This window comes from Roseateles sp. UC29_93 (genome assembly GCF_042695725.1).
GTDB classification, from domain to species: domain Bacteria; phylum Pseudomonadota; class Gammaproteobacteria; order Burkholderiales; family Burkholderiaceae_C; genus Roseateles; species Roseateles noduli_A.
Window position 1 is genome coordinate 136,948 of sequence record NZ_CP170545.1, and the last position, 17,250, is coordinate 154,197.

The window sequence follows — 17,250 nt, forward strand, 5'->3', positions numbered from 1 at the left end:
GCCGCCGCCGCGAGGGCGACGGCGCGTCGGTTCACCGCCCGACAGTCGCTGCGTCAGGTCGTCTGCGCGGACAGCAGCGCCTGCGGTGACGGCATCCGAGGCACCCCGAAGGATGAGGTCCCGCCGAAGTCGGCCTCCTGGTGCGACGACATCGCCTGCTTGAGCAGGTTGGCCTGGCGCGCGGAGTCGCCGCCATGGGCCCGGTCCGACGCCGCATCCTCCGCACCGTGCGTGCTGTCCCCGTCCTGAGCTTGAGCGTCAGGTGCATCGGGGACGGACGGCTCGTCCGTCTCCGGAGTCGCGACCTCGAACAGGATGTCGGCTCGGACAAATCCCAGCGACCGGGATTCCTCCAGTGAACGCCGCAAGTCGTTCAACGAGTTCTGAAGCTCGGTGTCCCGATAGGAACGGCCCTCCGGCGAGCCCAGTTCGATGCGCTGCCCTGTCGCGACGGCGCGCAGTGCCTGAAGGTGGAGATAGGACGTGTCCAGCACCACACCGGCGCCCGAGGACGCACGCAGCCTGATGTGCTCGGAACGGACCGCATCGAGGAGACGCTTGAGACCTTGGAGGACGACGTAATCCGGTGCCGCCATGGTGGGGGCCTGTTCCCCCTCATCCGGACGGACGAGCCGAGCATGGCGACCGATGAACGCCGGCATCCAGTCGTCGGCGTCGACCACTTGGGCCTGGCCATGATGCAGCAGGCCCAGCCCTCGGGCGAGGCCGAGCGCATTGGCCAATGCCCGCCAGTTCCCGCTTGCCGCCCAGCCCATGGCACCCGCGAGCGCAGTGACGGCGGTGGCGTCCGAAGACCACTCCGGGCCCTGCGTTTCCGAGAGCCACTCGAGAAACCTTGCCGCATAAGCGCGTGCGATCTCATCATCGAAGTTGAGAAGACTCCTCAACCTCCTTGCGTCGCTCATCTGGATCATCGGTGCGGTTCCTTTCAGTCCGCCCCGGACGAGGCCGAGCGCATCCATCCCGAGATGCCGCAACAGCCTGCCCAAGCGCGAGCCAAGCTCGGTTTCCAGCAGGCTGAAGGGCGGATTGACGAGGACGTCCTGCAAGACGACCTCCGGCGACAGATCGCCGAAGAAGCCGTGCAACTGAACCGCACGGTCGACCTGCTCTGCCGTCTGGATGCCGCCGTCATGCAGCGCCTGCGCGTCGTCCTCGCCATAGCCCGCGGCCACCAGACGATGGAACGGGTGGCCGAGCAGACCTTCGCGCCAGGCGGCTTCCAGAGGCTGCTTCGACGAGACACGCAAGGTCTTGCCTCCCACGTCCTGCGACGTCCAGCCGTCTTCCCGACCGACAGGCGGCCTCGACGAAACGATCGCGACATCCAGGATGCCGTCGCGCCTGACCTGCTCCAGGAAAGGGAGCGCGGCCTCGATCAGGCGCCGGTCCAACCGATCCTCGGGCGAGCCGGTCGCGGGCACTTGCAGACGCAGCGGCTGCCTGCCGACGGCTGCGCGCAATGCCGCCAGACGCAGGGGGTGCGGGCCGAGGGCCTGCTCCAGATGCTCGGGCATCTGCTGGGTCGGCTCGGGCGTGTCGCTGGCGACCAGCGCAACCGGCAGTGCGCCGAAGTGCTTGCGCAGCAGGATCGCACGCGTCACGCGCTCCTCCGTCCGGACATTCAGGTCGTACAGTTTCCTCGCATCCTCCGCGTCGAATCCGCCATCCATCAGCACCGGGATCGCCTGACTGACCTTGCCTGAGCGCCAGGCTGCTTCCAGAGCCCCCGCCGATGACAGGTACCAGGTCTTGCCGTCCACCACCTGAGTCGTCCACGGACTGAGCAGATCGACGACGGGCATCGGCGAGGCGATCGCGACGTCGAGGAGATCGAGCTCTCCCGCCTTCTGAAGCGCGGGCAGCCTCGCCTCGATCAGGGCCATGAACGCCTGCTCCCGCGGCGACTCCCCCGGCGGCACATGCAGCCGGAGCTGCTGTCCGCCGACGGCGGCGCGGAGCACGGCCAGATCCAGATATTTCGGTCGGAGGGCTTCAGCCACGTCCGCCTCGTGATGCCCCATCCTCCGAAGCTCGTAGTCCAGCGTATGGAGAAGTCGCTCGTAGGTGAAGAGGACGATGTAAAGCGGCGCATCGAAGGTGACCGTCTGCGCACCGTCTTCCGGCGGAGCCAGCGATGCGAAGCCGCGCAGCGCCTGCGGGTCCCAGGCGGAAGAATCGCCCACCGTCGACTGACCGGCAACGCGCAGTCCGCTCTTGGCGGCAAGCTCGATGGCGTCCTGCAACGCCCGGTTCATGCCGCCCGCCGCCTGGATCAGACGCAGCGCGATCGTGATGTTCGCGGAGGCGTGGACACCCTGGGGATCGGAATCCTGGGCCGCATGCAGCCACGTGCGCACCTTCGACACCAAGGATTGAAGCATGCTCATCTCGATCAACGGATGGCCGTTGTCCGGCAGGAGTCCGTCGATCAGACCGGTGCGCTGGGCTGGCGCGAGACCGTGGCGGACGGCCGCGGAGCTGGCCTGCGGGCGGCGCCTCCACCAGGGTAACGAGCTCAGGTAATGCGCAAGCTTGAGCTGTCCGTCGTCGAAGGGTTGCTGCTCCAGCACGTTCTCGGCGACGAGCTTCCAGGACAGGCCGTCGAAGAGCTTGCGCAAGTCGATCGCACGGGTCACCTGTTCCAGCGTCTGGACGCCGCGCTCGAACAATGCCTTCGCCTCTTCCCCGGTGAAGCCGCCGGCCAGCAGGCGCGGGATGGGCTGGCCGGCCTGAGCCTCGCGGTGCTCGGCGACGAGGTCGACACCCGGCGAGAGGTGCAAGGCCTTCCCGTTCGGCCCCAGCGGCGCCCAGGGCGCCGCCTCGCCCACCGGAGGCATCGACGAAACGAACACCACATCGAGCAGGCCATGGTCCAAGGCAATCTGCAGCCGAGGCAGGGCGTCCTCGATCACGGAACGGAGGGCCGCCTCCTGCTGCGACGTCCCTGGCCGCACCCGCAGGTGGAGCGTCCGATCGAAGGCTGCGGCCTCCAGCGCGGTCAGGTGGAGATACCACGGCGCGGTGACGCGCATGGCCTTCGCCTCTTCGTGGCGCGCCAGAAGCCTGTCGCGCAGCCTGTCCACAAGATGCCTGGCAAACACGGGGCCGAAGGGAATGATCGCCGGATCGGCGGTCGCGTCCTGGTCGCCCTCCTGTTCGTCCACCTGCGCGGACGGATCGCGCCTGGCGTTCAGTGCCGCCTGGATCTGCGCCACGAATTGACGGTGTTCATCGTCCTCGACCGAGCCGGGGTCGAAGAACGGCAACTGGGCATTGAGCCGATCGATGTGCCGGCCGGCGGCGCGGAGGCGGACCACTTCGAGCAGCGTCTCGGAAGACCGCAGACGCTGATCGCTCCAGTGGGACCTCAGCTCGTTCAATATCCTGATCTCCTCCTCACCCAGCGAATCATGACCTTGCACGTCGTCCATGAGGACAGCCAGCGGCAGCGGGCCGAAGTGGCGCCGCAGGTCGATCGCCCGCTTGATCTGCGCCTCCTCACGCAAGCCAAGCAGGAACAAGGACCGGATCTCCTCGTCGCCGAATCCGGCGCCTTGCAGCGCATTGACGGCGGGACGCGGGCTCGCGCCGGCTTCGACGGTGGTGAAGGTGACCTCGCTGAACCAGGCTTCCTTCGGGAATACGCCGCTGACGCCAGTGAGGCGGTAATGGCGGTAGGGAATGCCTTTCGTGTCGATCAGCCCGAACTCGTTCCTGCCGTGCTCCACGCCGCGAATGGTCCACGGCATGGAGACGTCCATCCACGCGCCGTCCTTGCGCCTCGCCTCCACCTTCCACTCGGACAGTGAATTGCGCTGGTCCTGCGAAAGCTCTGGGGACGACGATGATGAAGCGTGCGTCAGCGTCAAGCCTTTCAACGCAATGGGATGTGCAAAGTCGAACTGGATGAACTTCTCGGGATCCACCGAGATGTCCGGCTTCGGCTTGCCTTCCTTCGGCGAAGGATTCGATGTGGCCGGTCGCCACGCGACGACCTCGTCAGCCCCTTCAAAGCCGTCGACGAGGTTCTGAGGCTGGGAGCGGCCGTCCCAGGCGCCCCCGGCTTCATATTCCTCGACAGCGACAAGACCCTTCTTGTACAGGACGACCAGTTCGGGCAATGCGGGAACGATGGGTAGCGAAGGGCCCGGACTGTGAGCGCCCGAGTACGTCAGCCTGCTCCGTATGGCATCCCGCACTCGAATGGCTGCGTCATGCCTGGCGATCAGCTCGTCGGGATGCTCTTTCGGCACGTCCCCGCCCTCACCGACGAGTGCGCCGGGACGGAGGTCGTACGCGACTCCTTTTTGCCACGTGCTCTCGCTGTCCTTCACGCTGAAGTCGTCACCGGCATCGTTGAGCTTGAGGAAGTACTTCGACACATACCGGTAGGCGGTGATGATCGGCTCCCCGAACGCCTCCGAGGCCTCGACGCTGACCAGTCCCGAGCGGTCGGCCGACCCTTCGTAGCGTCGACGGTTCGCATTGCCCAGCGCCACGTCCTGCGGCGACACGCCCGCCTCCCGCAGGCGGGACAAGGCGCCGTGGTGGACGACACCCGCCTGCAGCATGCCTGCCGTCCACTGGTCATCCATGGTGTCCGCGGCGAGCATGGCGAGTGCCAGCTCGTGCACCACGGCAGGCGGACGTCCTTTCAGTGCCAGGACCTTCGCGAGCAATGGCAGCGCGAAAGGTGTCGACGGCTTCTCGCCATCCAGCATGCGGATGAAGTCGTCCAGCGCCTCGAGCGCGTCGTCCCCCGCTGGCTCTGGAAGCGGGCGATGGCCCAGGACTCAAAAGCCTCGAATTGCGCCATGGAGAGATCGCGACGCAGGATCCGCTCGTCGTACGCCCAGGGCGCACGGCGTGAAGCGAGCTGCCTGAGCATCGGCGCCTGGCGATCGGACGGCGTCAGATCGCTCGCCACGTAGTCGTCGATGAAGGCTGCGGGCAGTGACCACGTCCCCTCATCGATCAAGACGGTCAGCAGCGCATGCAATCGCCGCAATTCGTCCGTGGTGCTGCTGCGGATCTGCGTGGCGACGGGCTCCGGCATTCCCCGCGCCTTCAGATAGGCCACGACGTCGACCTGCGGATGGCGGCGGGATCCGTCGGCACGGATCGCGGCGGCAATGTCCGCGACGCCTTTGGAAACGGCGTCGAGCTGCGTCTCGGAGGCGCGGAGATGGGAGACCTCCAGGCCAGCCAGCGTCGACACCTGCCAGGCCGCGGGATCGCGGTGGTAGTCCATCAGCAGGACCGTCGCCGGGTGGTCGCCGGTGCTGCGGCCCTCCTCGCTCGCTCCGTGCCTGCGCCATTCGACGGACTGATGCATCCACACCTTTCGCGGTGCCGCCGAGAGGTCCCAGCGCTCTTTCGGGTCGAACAGGACCAGATGCGCGCCGGGCGCCGTGGCCAGCACGTCCCCTTCCGTGCCGGCAGCCAGATGCACCATGAACCCGCCCTGCATGACAGGCAACGCATAGCGCCTGCCAGCCACCTCCAGCGAGAGGTGGCGCGCGCGCGGCGAGGTCGCGTGGTTGCGGACGGTGACCTTGCCACCGGCCACGTGGATCTCGAGATCTCCGCCCGAACGTGAGAAGCGGACGCCCTCCAGGAATTCGCGTGCGCCGATGTCCTCGATCAACAGGACGTCCTGCGCCGGATCCATCGCGGCGTTGTCGATGACGAGCGATTGCCCGGCGCGGATCCGGTAGGTGTCCGCACCACCGCCGCCCCGCAGGACGGTGTCGTCCGGGAATTGCCGGGCATCGATCCTGTCTTCCTTTTCCGTGCCGTGGCCCGGGATCGAGGCCGGAGCGGGCATCCCGGACGCGGGGCCAGGCTGCGAGCCCTTGTCACCCACGCTGGCGGCCTTGAGCGAGGCACGGACGCGAACCGGCCCATCGGCCGATCGGCCGGGTTCCGGCAGGACCAGGGCGACGGGCGCATGGTTCTTGTCCTTCGCCCACACCATGATGCCGACCGCGCTCGCTGGCGCGGCGACGTTCCGCTGCCCCGACAGCCGCAAGCGCAACGGGGCGAAGTCGGTCTTGGCGTCGGCCGGCGGCGTCTCGACGATGAGCAGGTCGTCACCTTCCGCGCACAGGCGAAGGCGCTCGACGGGAACGTCCAGGGAAAGGTCCATCGGCATCCCCGTCATCGGCATCACGCGGACGTCGCCCCCCCCGGAAGAAAGTTGGAAACGGTTGTACGCCCCGTCGCCGGAGAGCGTCCTTCGGGAGTCGGGAAGCTCCGTGTTGATCACGAGGTGCTTGTCGAGCTCCGTCAACGGAACGGCCTTGTCCCCGATCACCCCGGGATTGATCAGGGAGACGACCGTCCCGACCGCATCGACGAACACCACCGCCGGCGCGGAGACGCCGCGCGACGGCTCGAGCCCGTCGAAGTGGCGCTTCAGCGTCAGCGACTCCTCGCCGATGAGCACGACCAGATCCTGTCCGTCGCGGCGCAAGGACAGCGCCTCGTGCAGCACGTCGATCTTGAGCAGCAGGCTGGAGGTGGCGTCGCCACCCACGTCGACGCTCGCGCCGCTGACCCCGCGCGTCCACACGGCCGCGTCATTGGACGTGACGAAGATCCGGTTGTCGTTGCGGATCAGATAGGTGTTGCGTCCCCCCAGCCCTCGGATCTCCCCGTCCTCGGACGAGATGTCGAAGCGTTCGTCCTTCTCCGAGCCGAAGACTTCGGCCTTCTTCGCATTCCGGATGTTGATCCGATGAACCCCGACGACCCTGCTCGGCTGAAAGACATTGTTGTGGTCGAAATGCACGCGGAAGCCGGGATCCGATCCCGCGGGATCGAACGGAAACTCTGGGGACAGAGGCGGATGGGCGGCCGCTCGCTTGTGGGCGAAGGGCGTGAACTCGATCGTCAGATTGGACTGTCCGGCGTCGATTCGAACCTCGTCGTCACCGCCGCCGCCGAAGATGTCGACTGCGGTCTTCCCATCGATCTGGTAGATCTCGTCCCCCGGACCGCCGTGGACAGATCCATCCCTGACGCCCTCGAGTTCGAACAGTTGGCGGGATCGCTCGTTCCGCGTGTCGATGTTGTACATCTGACGGTGGTAGCGGGGGTAGCTTCTCAACGAGAGCCACGCGGTTCCAGGCTGAAGATCCGCACGCTGGCGATCGCGGACGATCCTGAGCACATCCAGTGCCGACGTGCGCGTCGGCTGCAGCACGTAGCTGTAGTGATCATCTTCCGTGCGGTCCGCAGTCTCATTCCTGAAGGTCGCTGGCCTGGCGCCTGCCTGGATCTTCGGGACGACGAAGCGGTCGTAACCCTGCTTGGACAGCTGTTCGACCCGGAACTCCAGGAGCTCCTGCTGCTGAGCCTCGATCGACCGTTCCAGGCTGACCGCATTCAACCAGGCGCTCTTTTCCTTCTCGGCGCGCATGGTGACTTCGGTCGAGAATCCGAAGGCCTTCGCGAAGAAGGCCAGCGCGATGTCACCGTCGCTGGTCGATGCGCGGAGATGCTGGCCGAACTCGTCGAACCAGAGGACCGCCTGCGTCAGCGCGTTGGCAACGAACATGGCCAACGCCAATGGCGCCGCCACGCTGCCCATGATGCTCGACGCCACGCCGAGCGCGGTGCCGGAGACGGCCGCGGCGCCGCCCGCCACGAAGGTCGCGGTGCCGATCACCGCGCCTGTCACCGCCAGTGCGGCCGAGACGGACGTCATGACGGTGTTGGCGATGAGGCTCTTGCCGGCGTGGCTGTCCCACGCCTGACCGCTTGCGATGAAGTCCTGCCACTGCAGCACGCACGACGCCACGCCCAGACCGGCCATCGCGACATTGGCGACGCCGCCCGCGAGCCCGGCGCTGATCCCGCGGAGCACGCCGGAGCGCGCGACCGGACCCAGCGTGCTCATCGCGCGGCCCGCCATCATCGCGAGCGGGGAGATGACGATGCTCAGGCTCTGCGTGACGCTCAACCCCTTCGTGGTCGGGCTCATCTGATCCCAGTTCGCCAGGATCTGTGAGATGCCCAGGATGGTGTCTATGAAGTCGACCGCGCCGTCCAGCTTGTCGGAGAACGCCGCGACGGATTGACTGCTGGCCGAGGGCCGCTCACGCGCTGCCGTCATGAAGCGCCGGACGCCGTCCGGCGCCGAGTCGACCAGCAGGCGATAGGCCTTGTCGGGAAGCTTGTGCAACGCCCGATCCGCATAGGCGAGCTTCACCAGTTCCCTGCTGTCCATGAACGCCTGAATCCGCCCTGCATCCAGTCGCAGCCCGCTGCCGTCGGCCATCACCACGCCGATCTCCTGGAGACTGGCGAGCGAGTTGCTCCTGTTCAGGCCCTGCATCTTGTTGAAATCGATGCCGTCGTCGTTGATGGCTCGTCGGCCGATCTCCCTGGCGACTTTCTCGATGGGCGTGTCCGCCGCGTGAGAGCCCCTCGGCGGCGCCATGCCCGCCACGTCGTCGATGCGCTGACCGGTCCTTGCCAGCCAGTCGTCGAAGCCCGCGCGCGTCTCCGGCGACAGGCCCCGCAGGATGTCGCCGAGCAGGCTGGTGGGGGCGGCGTCGTCGCCGCGCGCTGCCTTGAGCAGCTCGGCATCGTTCGAGAAGATCCCATCGGCGTCGGGGGCGGTTGCCGCCGTCAACCGGTCCACGATCTCACGGGCCGTTGGCGAGGGCTCGTCGATGAACGCCGATCCTGCGCCGGACTGGTTCTCCCGCGCGCCGATCCATTCGCCCATGGCGCGCAGCCGGTCGGCGATCTCGGCGTCGGGCCGGTCGGTCAGCAGCGTGACCCATTGCTCGAAGAGGTCGGCATCGATCTTGAGGCGAGCCACGGGATCGCCCGGCACATCGGCGATCGCGCGCAGCAGATCTCGCGTCAAAGGCTCGCCGTCGATCTGCGCTCCCAGCGTGGCCAGGAAGTCCATCGGCACCTCGATGCCGTCCACGTGCAGCGTGCGTCCGGCAAGTCCGTCCGCCACAGATTCCCGCGTCCGCGCGTGCCGGTCGTCCAGATGCTCCGCGAGGCGGTTCCACGCCGAGTCCTCATCGTCGGCCTCAGCCCCGGCCCCCGGCCCGCCGTCCGGATACTTGTCGATCCGCTCGATCCGGCCCGTGTCGGGATCCTTCCTGAACATCCACGTCACGCCGCGCGCATGGTTCGTGGCCGCGGCCCCCGGATACCTGACAGTCCTGCGGGACGGCTCCTTCCCTTCGAGCTCGAGCTTGCGGGTCAGCACTTCGCCATACGCCACCATGGTCGCGTCCTTGCGAAGGATGCCCTTGTCGATGGCGGCCGCCATGAAGGCGTCGGCGAAGCTGTCCGCCAGCACCGGCGTCTCGATCGCGCAAGAGACGAGCGTGAGCTTGCCTGCCCTCGACGTCAGCCCGATGTCCTCGATCACCGAGGCCACCCGATCCGCCAGCGCCGTGGCGCCGTAGCCCGACAACTGCTGCGTCCGCGTGGCGTGATCGTGGCTGCCGTGGCCGCTGATCTCGATCTTGACGGGCAGGGCGGCGCCAGCCCGCTCCAGGAGGTCCTTCCCGTACCGGATCACGTGATGGCCGGCCCGATCCACCTGGATCCACACCGTCTCGTCGGGATGGCTGCGGAGGGTCCGATGCGCGCCCTTCCACATGACGAGGTCGTCCTCCATCTGCAGGTGGACGAGCAGCCTGGCCCCTTCGCCGGCGGCGCGCATGTCCGGCAGCGCGCCGTCATCGGCGGGGCGCCACGACGTGGCCGGCTCCAATGCCCTGATCGGCAACTCCCGTGGGTCCAGAATTCCGTGAAGCTCCTGCAGCGCCGGGACGTCCCAGCGCCACTGCCCCTCCTTGCGTTCGGCGAGCACGGACCGCCCCGCCGTCACCCGGTCCTCATGGATCGTCAGTTCGCCGGGCACGCCATTGCGCACCAGGCCAGGCGAGTGGCCGAACTCGGCGACGATGAACTCATCGAGCATCCGCAGGTCGGCGTCCTGCAGCCGTCGGCTTTCCAGGCCGCTCCCGGCATCGGACGGCCTGAACCTCAGCAGCGAATCGGCCTGCGGGCCGTCCTTCATCCCGGGCCAGACGATCCGTATCGTCCCCGCCGCCCGGTCGAGCGTCTGTGTCGCCTGGGGCATGAACCGGGCCAGACGCGCCAACGGGGTCGCCTCGTCCACCTCGACATCGATCGGGGTCTGCAGCGAGGCCATCCTCGCCTGCCGTTGTGGCAGCAGGCTGGCCAGCAGATCGCCGCGATGGACCCGGCTGCCATCAGGATACGAGGTCCATCCCACGCCCGGGGCCGGGGCCGGGGCCGGGGCGTCACTCAGATAGATCGGCGTCTGCAGCAGATGGCTGCGGGCCAGTTGCATCGCCGTGCCGTGCACGACGTCCAGAACGTCCAGTGCCGCGTGGTCATTCGCGTCGTCCGACAGGGACATCCGGATCACGGCGTCCGCATCGACGGCGAACGGGCGTTCGCTCAGCATGACCTCCAGGAGCGCCAGGGTCTGCCGCGCATAGGACCGCCCGACGGGATCGGGCCGGGTCTCGAGGGGGAGCCTGTCCATGGCGCTCACCGCGCTTTGCAAACCGAAGAGCAGGGCCGCGTCATGAAGCGGGACGTCCATCGACGGGTCGAAGCGCTGGAGCAACTGCGACGGCATCCGCGCCCGTTCGACCAGACCCGTCGGGAGGCCGCTCCAGGACAGCTCCGCAACATCCCGGCCAAGGGGATCGCCGATGTCGGACAGCTGGATGTAGGCCGCGCGGAGCTTCTCTGGATCCCGCTGCCAGACGCCGTCGGCGATCAACCTCGCCACAGGGGGCAAGGCGCCGACCGGGATGTCGTCGTCCAGTTGGGAGAACAGCGCTGCCAGGTTGGCCCGCGTGTTCTCGACCACGGCGTCGGGAGCGCCGGCCGTCAGTGTCATGAGGCCGCCCCTGGCTTGAGTCGATGTCAGCGTGGAGAACAGCTCGGAGAGCCTGCCGGCCGCGCCCGGTCGAAGATCCCGGACCTCGGACGGCTCGACGGTCTGGATGGCGGCCAGTCCGTAGGAATCGCCCTCCCCGGCGGGGTACTTGTCGGTCCTGACGATCTCGCCCGTGCCGGGGTTCTTCTTGAAGACCCAGGTCACGTCGGGCGCACGGGTCATCTCGTCCGCGCCCGGATACCGTCGCGTGAACCGGGACCGCGCCTCTTCGCCCGCCTCCAGGTGCATCTTCAAGTGCTCGCTGTACGAGACCAGTACGGCGTCCGGGCGGATCACGCCCTGGCGGATCGCATGATCCAGGAACTCGGCGCCAAAGCTGTGCTGGACCGACGGCGTCTCGAGCGCGCAGGAGACCAGCGTGACCTGTTCGGCCCGGCCCTTCAGCTGGAGCTGGTCGAGCACCTGGGCGACCCTGTCCACCAGCGTCGTGGAGAGATACCCCGACAAGGCCTGCGACCGTGTCGCCAGGTCATGTCGTCCATGGCCTGTGATCTCGATCTTGACGGGGAGATCGGCGGCGGCCTGCCGCAGCAGGCGCTCTCCCCACCGGATCACGTGGTTGCCGGCGCTGTCCACCTGGATCCAGACCATCTCATCCCGATGGCGGACGATGCTCCGACGCGCATAACGGAGCATGACCGGATCGTCCTCCATCTGCAGCAGCACGCGGAGCTTCGAAGCGCCTCCGCGGGGGAGTCTTTCCTTCGGCCAGCGCAGGCCGTGGAGATCGAAGTCCCACGACGACACCGGTTTCGATCGATCCGCCGAACCTCCGCCGTGCCCCACGGCCGACCAATGTTGGCGGAGCGCTTCATGGACCGGCACCCACCCGCCGTCCTTCCGACCGGCAAGCGTGGCGCGGCCGGCGGTCAGCGCGACCCCGTCGAACCTCAAGTCGCCGGGCACGGCGTTCAACGACGACACGGACGAGTCGAAGAACGCGCCGACGAGGAACTCGTCGACGGCACGGATCTCGGCCTCCTGAACGCGCTGGCTGTGCGAGCCGGGCATGGCATCGGCCGCCGCGAACCGCAGCACCGAATCGGCCTGCGGTCCCTCCGGGGTCCTGGGCCAGACGATCGTGATCGTGCCCGCGCCCCGGTCAAGCTGCTGCTTCGCGTCCGGCATGAACGCGAACAGGCGGGACAGCGGATGAACCTCGTCGAAGTCGGCGCTGCCGTTGGTCCGCGCCCGCGTGATCTGCGCTCGACGCCCCGCCAGCAGGTCCGGCAGGAGATCACCGTGATGGACGCGACTGCCGTCCTCATGGCGCGCCCATCCGGCGTCGGATGGCTCCCGCGCGAAATCCGTCAGGTAGACCGGCGCCGGCATGACGCCCTTGCGGGCGAGCTTCATCGACGTGCCGTGCACGATCTCGAGGACGCGCAGTCGCGCGCGATCACCGGCCTCTCCGGACGCGGCCAGGGCATCCAGGTGATCCGCATCGACCGTGAACGGCCGTCCGCTCAACGTGGCCTGCAGCAAGGCCAAGGTCTGTCGTCCCAGCTGAAGACGGACCGGATCGTTCGCGGTCCCGGCGGCCCCCCCGTCCAGCGCGCGCACGCCGGCGTCCACGCTTTCCATGAACGCGAATTCCTCGATCGGGAGTGCCAGGGTCCTGGGGGAGCGCGACAGCAGCGCCGACGGCATCCGCCCTCGATCGATGACACCCATCGGGCGATCGTCGACCTGCCAGTGACGAGGCGCCTGCGGGAAAGGGTCGTACGCACGGGAGAGCGCGACAAACCCGTCGTGCAGCAGGTCCGGGTCCTGTCGCCAGAGGCCGTCGGCGATCAACCGCGCGGCGCGCGGCAGGAGGTCAGCGTCCGCCTGCGGCTGCTCGGCGCCCAGGTCCCCCAGGCGGCGCAGGACCGCCGTCGCGATCGCATCGGGCGTCTCGCCGAGGAGCACGGCCTGGAATCCCTCCATCGCGTCGATCGGCACCTTCTTCAACGTGCCCTTCAGCGTCGAGAACAGCTCGAACAGCTTGCCGGCCTGCCCGGCCTGGGGAATCCCGCGTGCTCGCTCCGGGGCGACGCCGACGTCATCGGCACCATCGAACGACAGGGCCGATCGCCGATGTTCCGGTGAAAGATCATCGACCTCTCCCCGCCCCAGCCCCAGCCCCAGCCCCAGCGCCAAGGTTTGGACCGGCATCGCCGGATACTTGTCCCGGACCGTGATTTCTCCGGTCTCCGCATGCCGCTGATAGATCAGCGTCACATCGGGCGCGCGATGGCGTCTCTCCGCGCCCCTGAACGGCGACGAGGTGCGCCGCCAGTGTCTCTCGGGGACATACATCAAGTGCCTGTAGGCGGTCACGGACGCCGAGGGGGTCACCAGCCCGTCGCCGTAGGCACTGCGAAGAAACGGCTCGGCAAAGCCGGTGTCGGCTGCCAGGGATTCCAGAGCGCAGGAAAACAGGACGACATGATCCGCCGGCCGGTGTATCCCGTACCCGCGCAAGGTGTCCGTGGCCAGTCGCGACAACTCCGTCGGGCCGTGGTTGCCCACGGTGATGGTTCCACCGTCGTTCCACACCCGGAATCCGTGACCGGCGATCATCAGCTTGATGGACGTTTCGGGTCCGACCAGCTGCGCGAGCGCCTCGCCGTGAACGATGCGCGACTCCCCGGAGGGGCCTCGCTGAATCCAGATCGTGAAGGCGGGCGCCTTGTCGGCCAGCGCGTTGCCCAATGCCTGGCTGGCGTCGTCCGCCTGGACCTGAAGGACGATGCGCAACTCGTCCAGGATCCCTGCCGTTCGCGTGACACCCAGCGACTTGCCGGGCAACGACCATTCCGACAGCGCAGGTTCCTCCTCGATCCAGTACGTGCCGAAGGAGGAGATGGCTTCCCGGACTGCCGCTCGATCGAGGCGCCAGCCCTCAGGGGCATGCTCGGCCAGTGTCAGGCGCCCGGCCCTGATGCGTCCGGCCTCCATGACAAGGTGGTCGGGCAGGTTCCAGGTACCGTCGAAGTGAGCGACGGCAAACGCCTCCATCGAACGGAGCGTCTCGTCCTGGCGCCTTCGCGCAGCCTCTCCGTCCTCCGGTTGCCAGGGCTCGAACCGGATGGTCTTGGTATACGGTGCGCGCGCGTCGGTCAGTTCGAGCGTGAGCGTCCCCTTGCCGCGATCCAGGATCTGATCTGCTTCGGAAGAGCGCATCGCAAAGATCTTCCAGGGCTCGCGATCGTCGATGACCGGTGGCTCACGCCGGACCGGCTGGCCAGCGGGTCCGGCGGCACTGGACACCACCGCGCCATCCTTCCAGGACATGATCGCCGGCGGCGCCAACGCGCCCTGCCCGGCTGCCCATTGCACGTCTGGAAAGACCTTCCAGAACGCCTCCAGACGCGCCTGATCACGGGGTGCCGAGGAGCCGGTCAGCGCCTCGATGGTCTCCGCGTTGACCCTGAGCGTGTGTCCGGCCATGGCGGCTCGGAGGACCTCCTCGATCAGGTGGGACAGCTGCCCCCGCACGCCGGGTCCGGCAGCATCGGCCGGAAACTCTCCCGACGATGCCAAGTCACGGATCCGTTCGTTCATGGCCTGTACAGCCTGGAGGAAGAAGGCAGTGACGCTCGACAGCTTCGCACTCTTCGGTTTGTGCGATGAGAACGCGTATTTGACGGATTCAGGATCCACCTTGGCACTCACGTCGGTGCCGCTCAACATCTCATCGGGCAGCAGGTTGACGTACTGTTCGGACGTCGTGCCGATGGCGTACGTCTCCGGATGACTCTTCCCGACAATCTGCCGGATGACGTCGTACGCCCGATAGAGTTGTTCAGGATCAGCTTCCCAGAGCCCTCGCGCGAGCGCCGAAGAAGCCTCTTCCAGCAGCCGCGCATGCGAAGGCCCCGAGCGGGTCACGTCCCGCTTCGGTCCGAGGATCTGCCGGGCTGCCTCCACAAGCTCCGGTGGGCAGAGGGGGATCGTGGTGGACGACGCCTCGGTCGCCCACGACGCCTTCCATCGCTGCGTCAACAGGAGCAAAGCCCCTTCCGCCTCGATGCCGGACGGCCCGTCGTCGTACGGGTTGGTCCGGTGCATGAAGCGCGCCCCGGTATCAGGCAGCCCGTCCCAGTCGTCCTTGAGGACCGGGAGCCGGCGCGCCCCCTCGTCGGCGGCGCCGTCCGTCCGATCGCCCGGCGGCATCGACGGTCCGCCGATCGGTTCAACGTCGGGGGGGAACTTGTCGCGCCGGGTGACCTGCCGCGTGGCCGGATCGAACTCGTACACGAAGGTGCCTTCAGGGGCGTGCGTCTCGTACGGCCCGCCCATGTAGGACTGCAATTCGCGCGATCCGCCCGTCGCCACCCGGAGCGCGTGGGCATAGGCGGTCAGCGTCGTGACGCCGGGGCTGAGCAGGCGCTCGCCGTGCGCCGCACGGAGGAAGCTCGCTGCCGTAATCATGCGGGAGGACCGGGGTGGCAAGGACGCAGGTGTCCAGGGTGATCTGGTCGACCAACCCGGCGGGCAGTCGCAGCTCCCAGAGTGCCTTGCGCACCCGTTGAGCCAGGGCCTTGGGCGAGTAACCGGAGAGCGCGGCCTGCGCCCCGCGCCCCTGCCGGCCGGCGTGACCGACGATCTCCAGCTTGACGGTGCCGTCCTTCGCCAGACGGCCGAGGAGTTCCTCGCCGGACACGACCCGCACACCGTGGGAGCGATTGAGCTGGACGTGGACGGACTCCCCCGGGTGCTTCGCCATCAAGGCCGCGGCGGTGCCCTGCATATCGACCTCCCTGGGCCCGTCCGGCTCCAGCTGCAGGATGAGGCGCAGACGGGGCACGGCTGGGTCTTGAGAAGCACGCCTCGGGGCCACGCGCGACTGCATGTCTGCAAAGGACCCGACGACATCGTGCGAGGCCAGCACGGTGAGGGCCTGGTTGATGGCGGCGGCATCGGCGGACCAGCGTCCCCCTGTCCGGGTGGCGACGACCAGTTTTCCCGCCAGGATCCTGTCTCCGTCCAGTTGCATCTCCGGAGGGAAGACGACCGACGGATCGACGATGTCCGGCGTGAAATGCGCTCGCACGAAGTCGTCGAGCAGCCGGATCTGACGATTCTGATTCGCGCGCGCTTCGGCGGAGGCCTTGTCGGGCAGAGGATCGAATCGCACGATCGACTTGAACGCGCCGATGCCCCCCGTGGCGCCACGTTCAACGACGATGCGCCCCTTGGCGCGATCGAGCCTCTGCGACACGGTCCCCTGATCGGCCCAGAACGCGCGCAGGGGTGCCTTCGGATCGACCGGCGCATCCGGTCTCATCGGCAGCGGCGGCGGCAACGGTGCCGACAACGCGTCCAGGAGGTCCGCGTCGGTGAACATCAGTCGGCTGTCAGGCAGTTCGCGCCACTCCGGGCGGTTGAAGTCGGAGACGAAGCGCGGGGTCTTCGACAGGCCGCGCTTGGCCAGCCGTTGCAGCATCGGGTAGACCGACCGCAGCGCATCGAGCCGGGACCGGTCCGCGTCCGCCGTCGAGGCGGCCATGGCCGTGACAGCGCCAGCGTCGATCATGAACGGCTCGCGCAGGACGGCCGCCCTGAACACCTGCTCCATCACGCGCGCCGACGCCAGCCGCGCGCCATCGATGCCCGGGGCGGTCGCCACGACCTCCAGCGCGTCGGACATGGCAACGAGCCATGCGGCCTTGTCCCGTCTCACCGCGCGTCCGACCTGCAGTGCCGCTCGACCGCGAAGCTCGAGTTCAGGTTCCGCCGCAAACCATCCCGGAGCGTCGCTTCGCAGCATCACGCGATCCCTGAACTTGCCGCGCGTCATCTTGAACGCCGACTCGACCTTCCGGTAAGCGTCGTACAGCTTGCGTGGGTCCACGTCGCGCAGCGCCTCGACGAGGGTTTCGCCCGCCTGGCGGAGCTGCGCTTCCATCTGCACCACGATCGACGGGTCCGACTTCGACCTCGACGTCATGTCGGCCATGGCGGACCGCGTCGCGATCTCCGGCGAAGCCTCCGGCTTCACCTCCGAATCGAGGGTCAGGACATTCCAGAGCGCGGCGACCGAGCGATCGACGGCCGTCGATTCGAGGCCGCCGCCGCTCGCAAACGTCGGAAGCACACGCTCCAGATCCTGCGAGAGCAGGTCGAGCAGACCCTGGTTCGCCCGGGCTTCGAGCCGATGCGGCTCCGTGCCCGCCGCGCGGATCAACGCTTCCGTCTTGCGGCCGAGGTGGCGTCGCATCGGTGGCGTCCACGCCGTCGCGCCTTCCTGCTGGGGAACG

The 17,250-nt window shown here is 67.9% G+C and carries 3 protein-coding genes; all 3 read right to left on the reverse strand.

Going from position 1 to position 17,250, the window contains the following annotated elements; all coding sequences use genetic code 11:
* Nucleotides 1-53: 53 nt before the first annotated feature.
* From ACFJIX_RS00645 to ACFJIX_RS00655, 3 genes are read right to left on the reverse strand one after another with little or no spacing between them, the layout of a single operon-like run.
* Nucleotides 54-4,745, reverse strand: a complete 4,692-nt coding sequence (locus ACFJIX_RS00645) for a hypothetical protein (protein WP_377156976.1) — start codon at nucleotides 4,743-4,745, stop codon at nucleotides 54-56.
* Complete coding sequence (locus ACFJIX_RS00650; RefSeq protein WP_377161513.1) at nucleotides 4,679-15,289, reverse strand: C80 family cysteine peptidase; 10,611 nt, start codon at nucleotides 15,287-15,289, stop codon at nucleotides 4,679-4,681. Before ACFJIX_RS00650 ends, ACFJIX_RS00645 begins: the two co-directional genes overlap by 67 nt.
* A complete protein-coding gene (locus ACFJIX_RS00655) occupies nucleotides 15,258-17,210 on the reverse strand; it encodes a C80 family cysteine peptidase (protein WP_377156977.1) in 1,953 nt (650 codons plus the stop codon). The genes ACFJIX_RS00650 and ACFJIX_RS00655 overlap by 32 nt, the downstream gene beginning before the upstream one ends.
* Nucleotides 17,211-17,250 lie beyond the last annotated feature (40 nt).

Coding starts and splice junctions, on each gene's coding strand:
- ACFJIX_RS00645 (WP_377156976.1), bottom strand. CDS start 4,745: ATGCTGGATGGCGAGAAGCCGTCGACACCTTTCGCGCTGCCATTGCTC.
- ACFJIX_RS00650 (WP_377161513.1), bottom strand. CDS start 15,289: ATGGGCGGGCCGTACGAGACGCACGCCCCTGAAGGCACCTTCGTGTAC.
- ACFJIX_RS00655 (WP_377156977.1), bottom strand. CDS start 17,210: ATGCGACGCCACCTCGGCCGCAAGACGGAAGCGTTGATCCGCGCGGCG.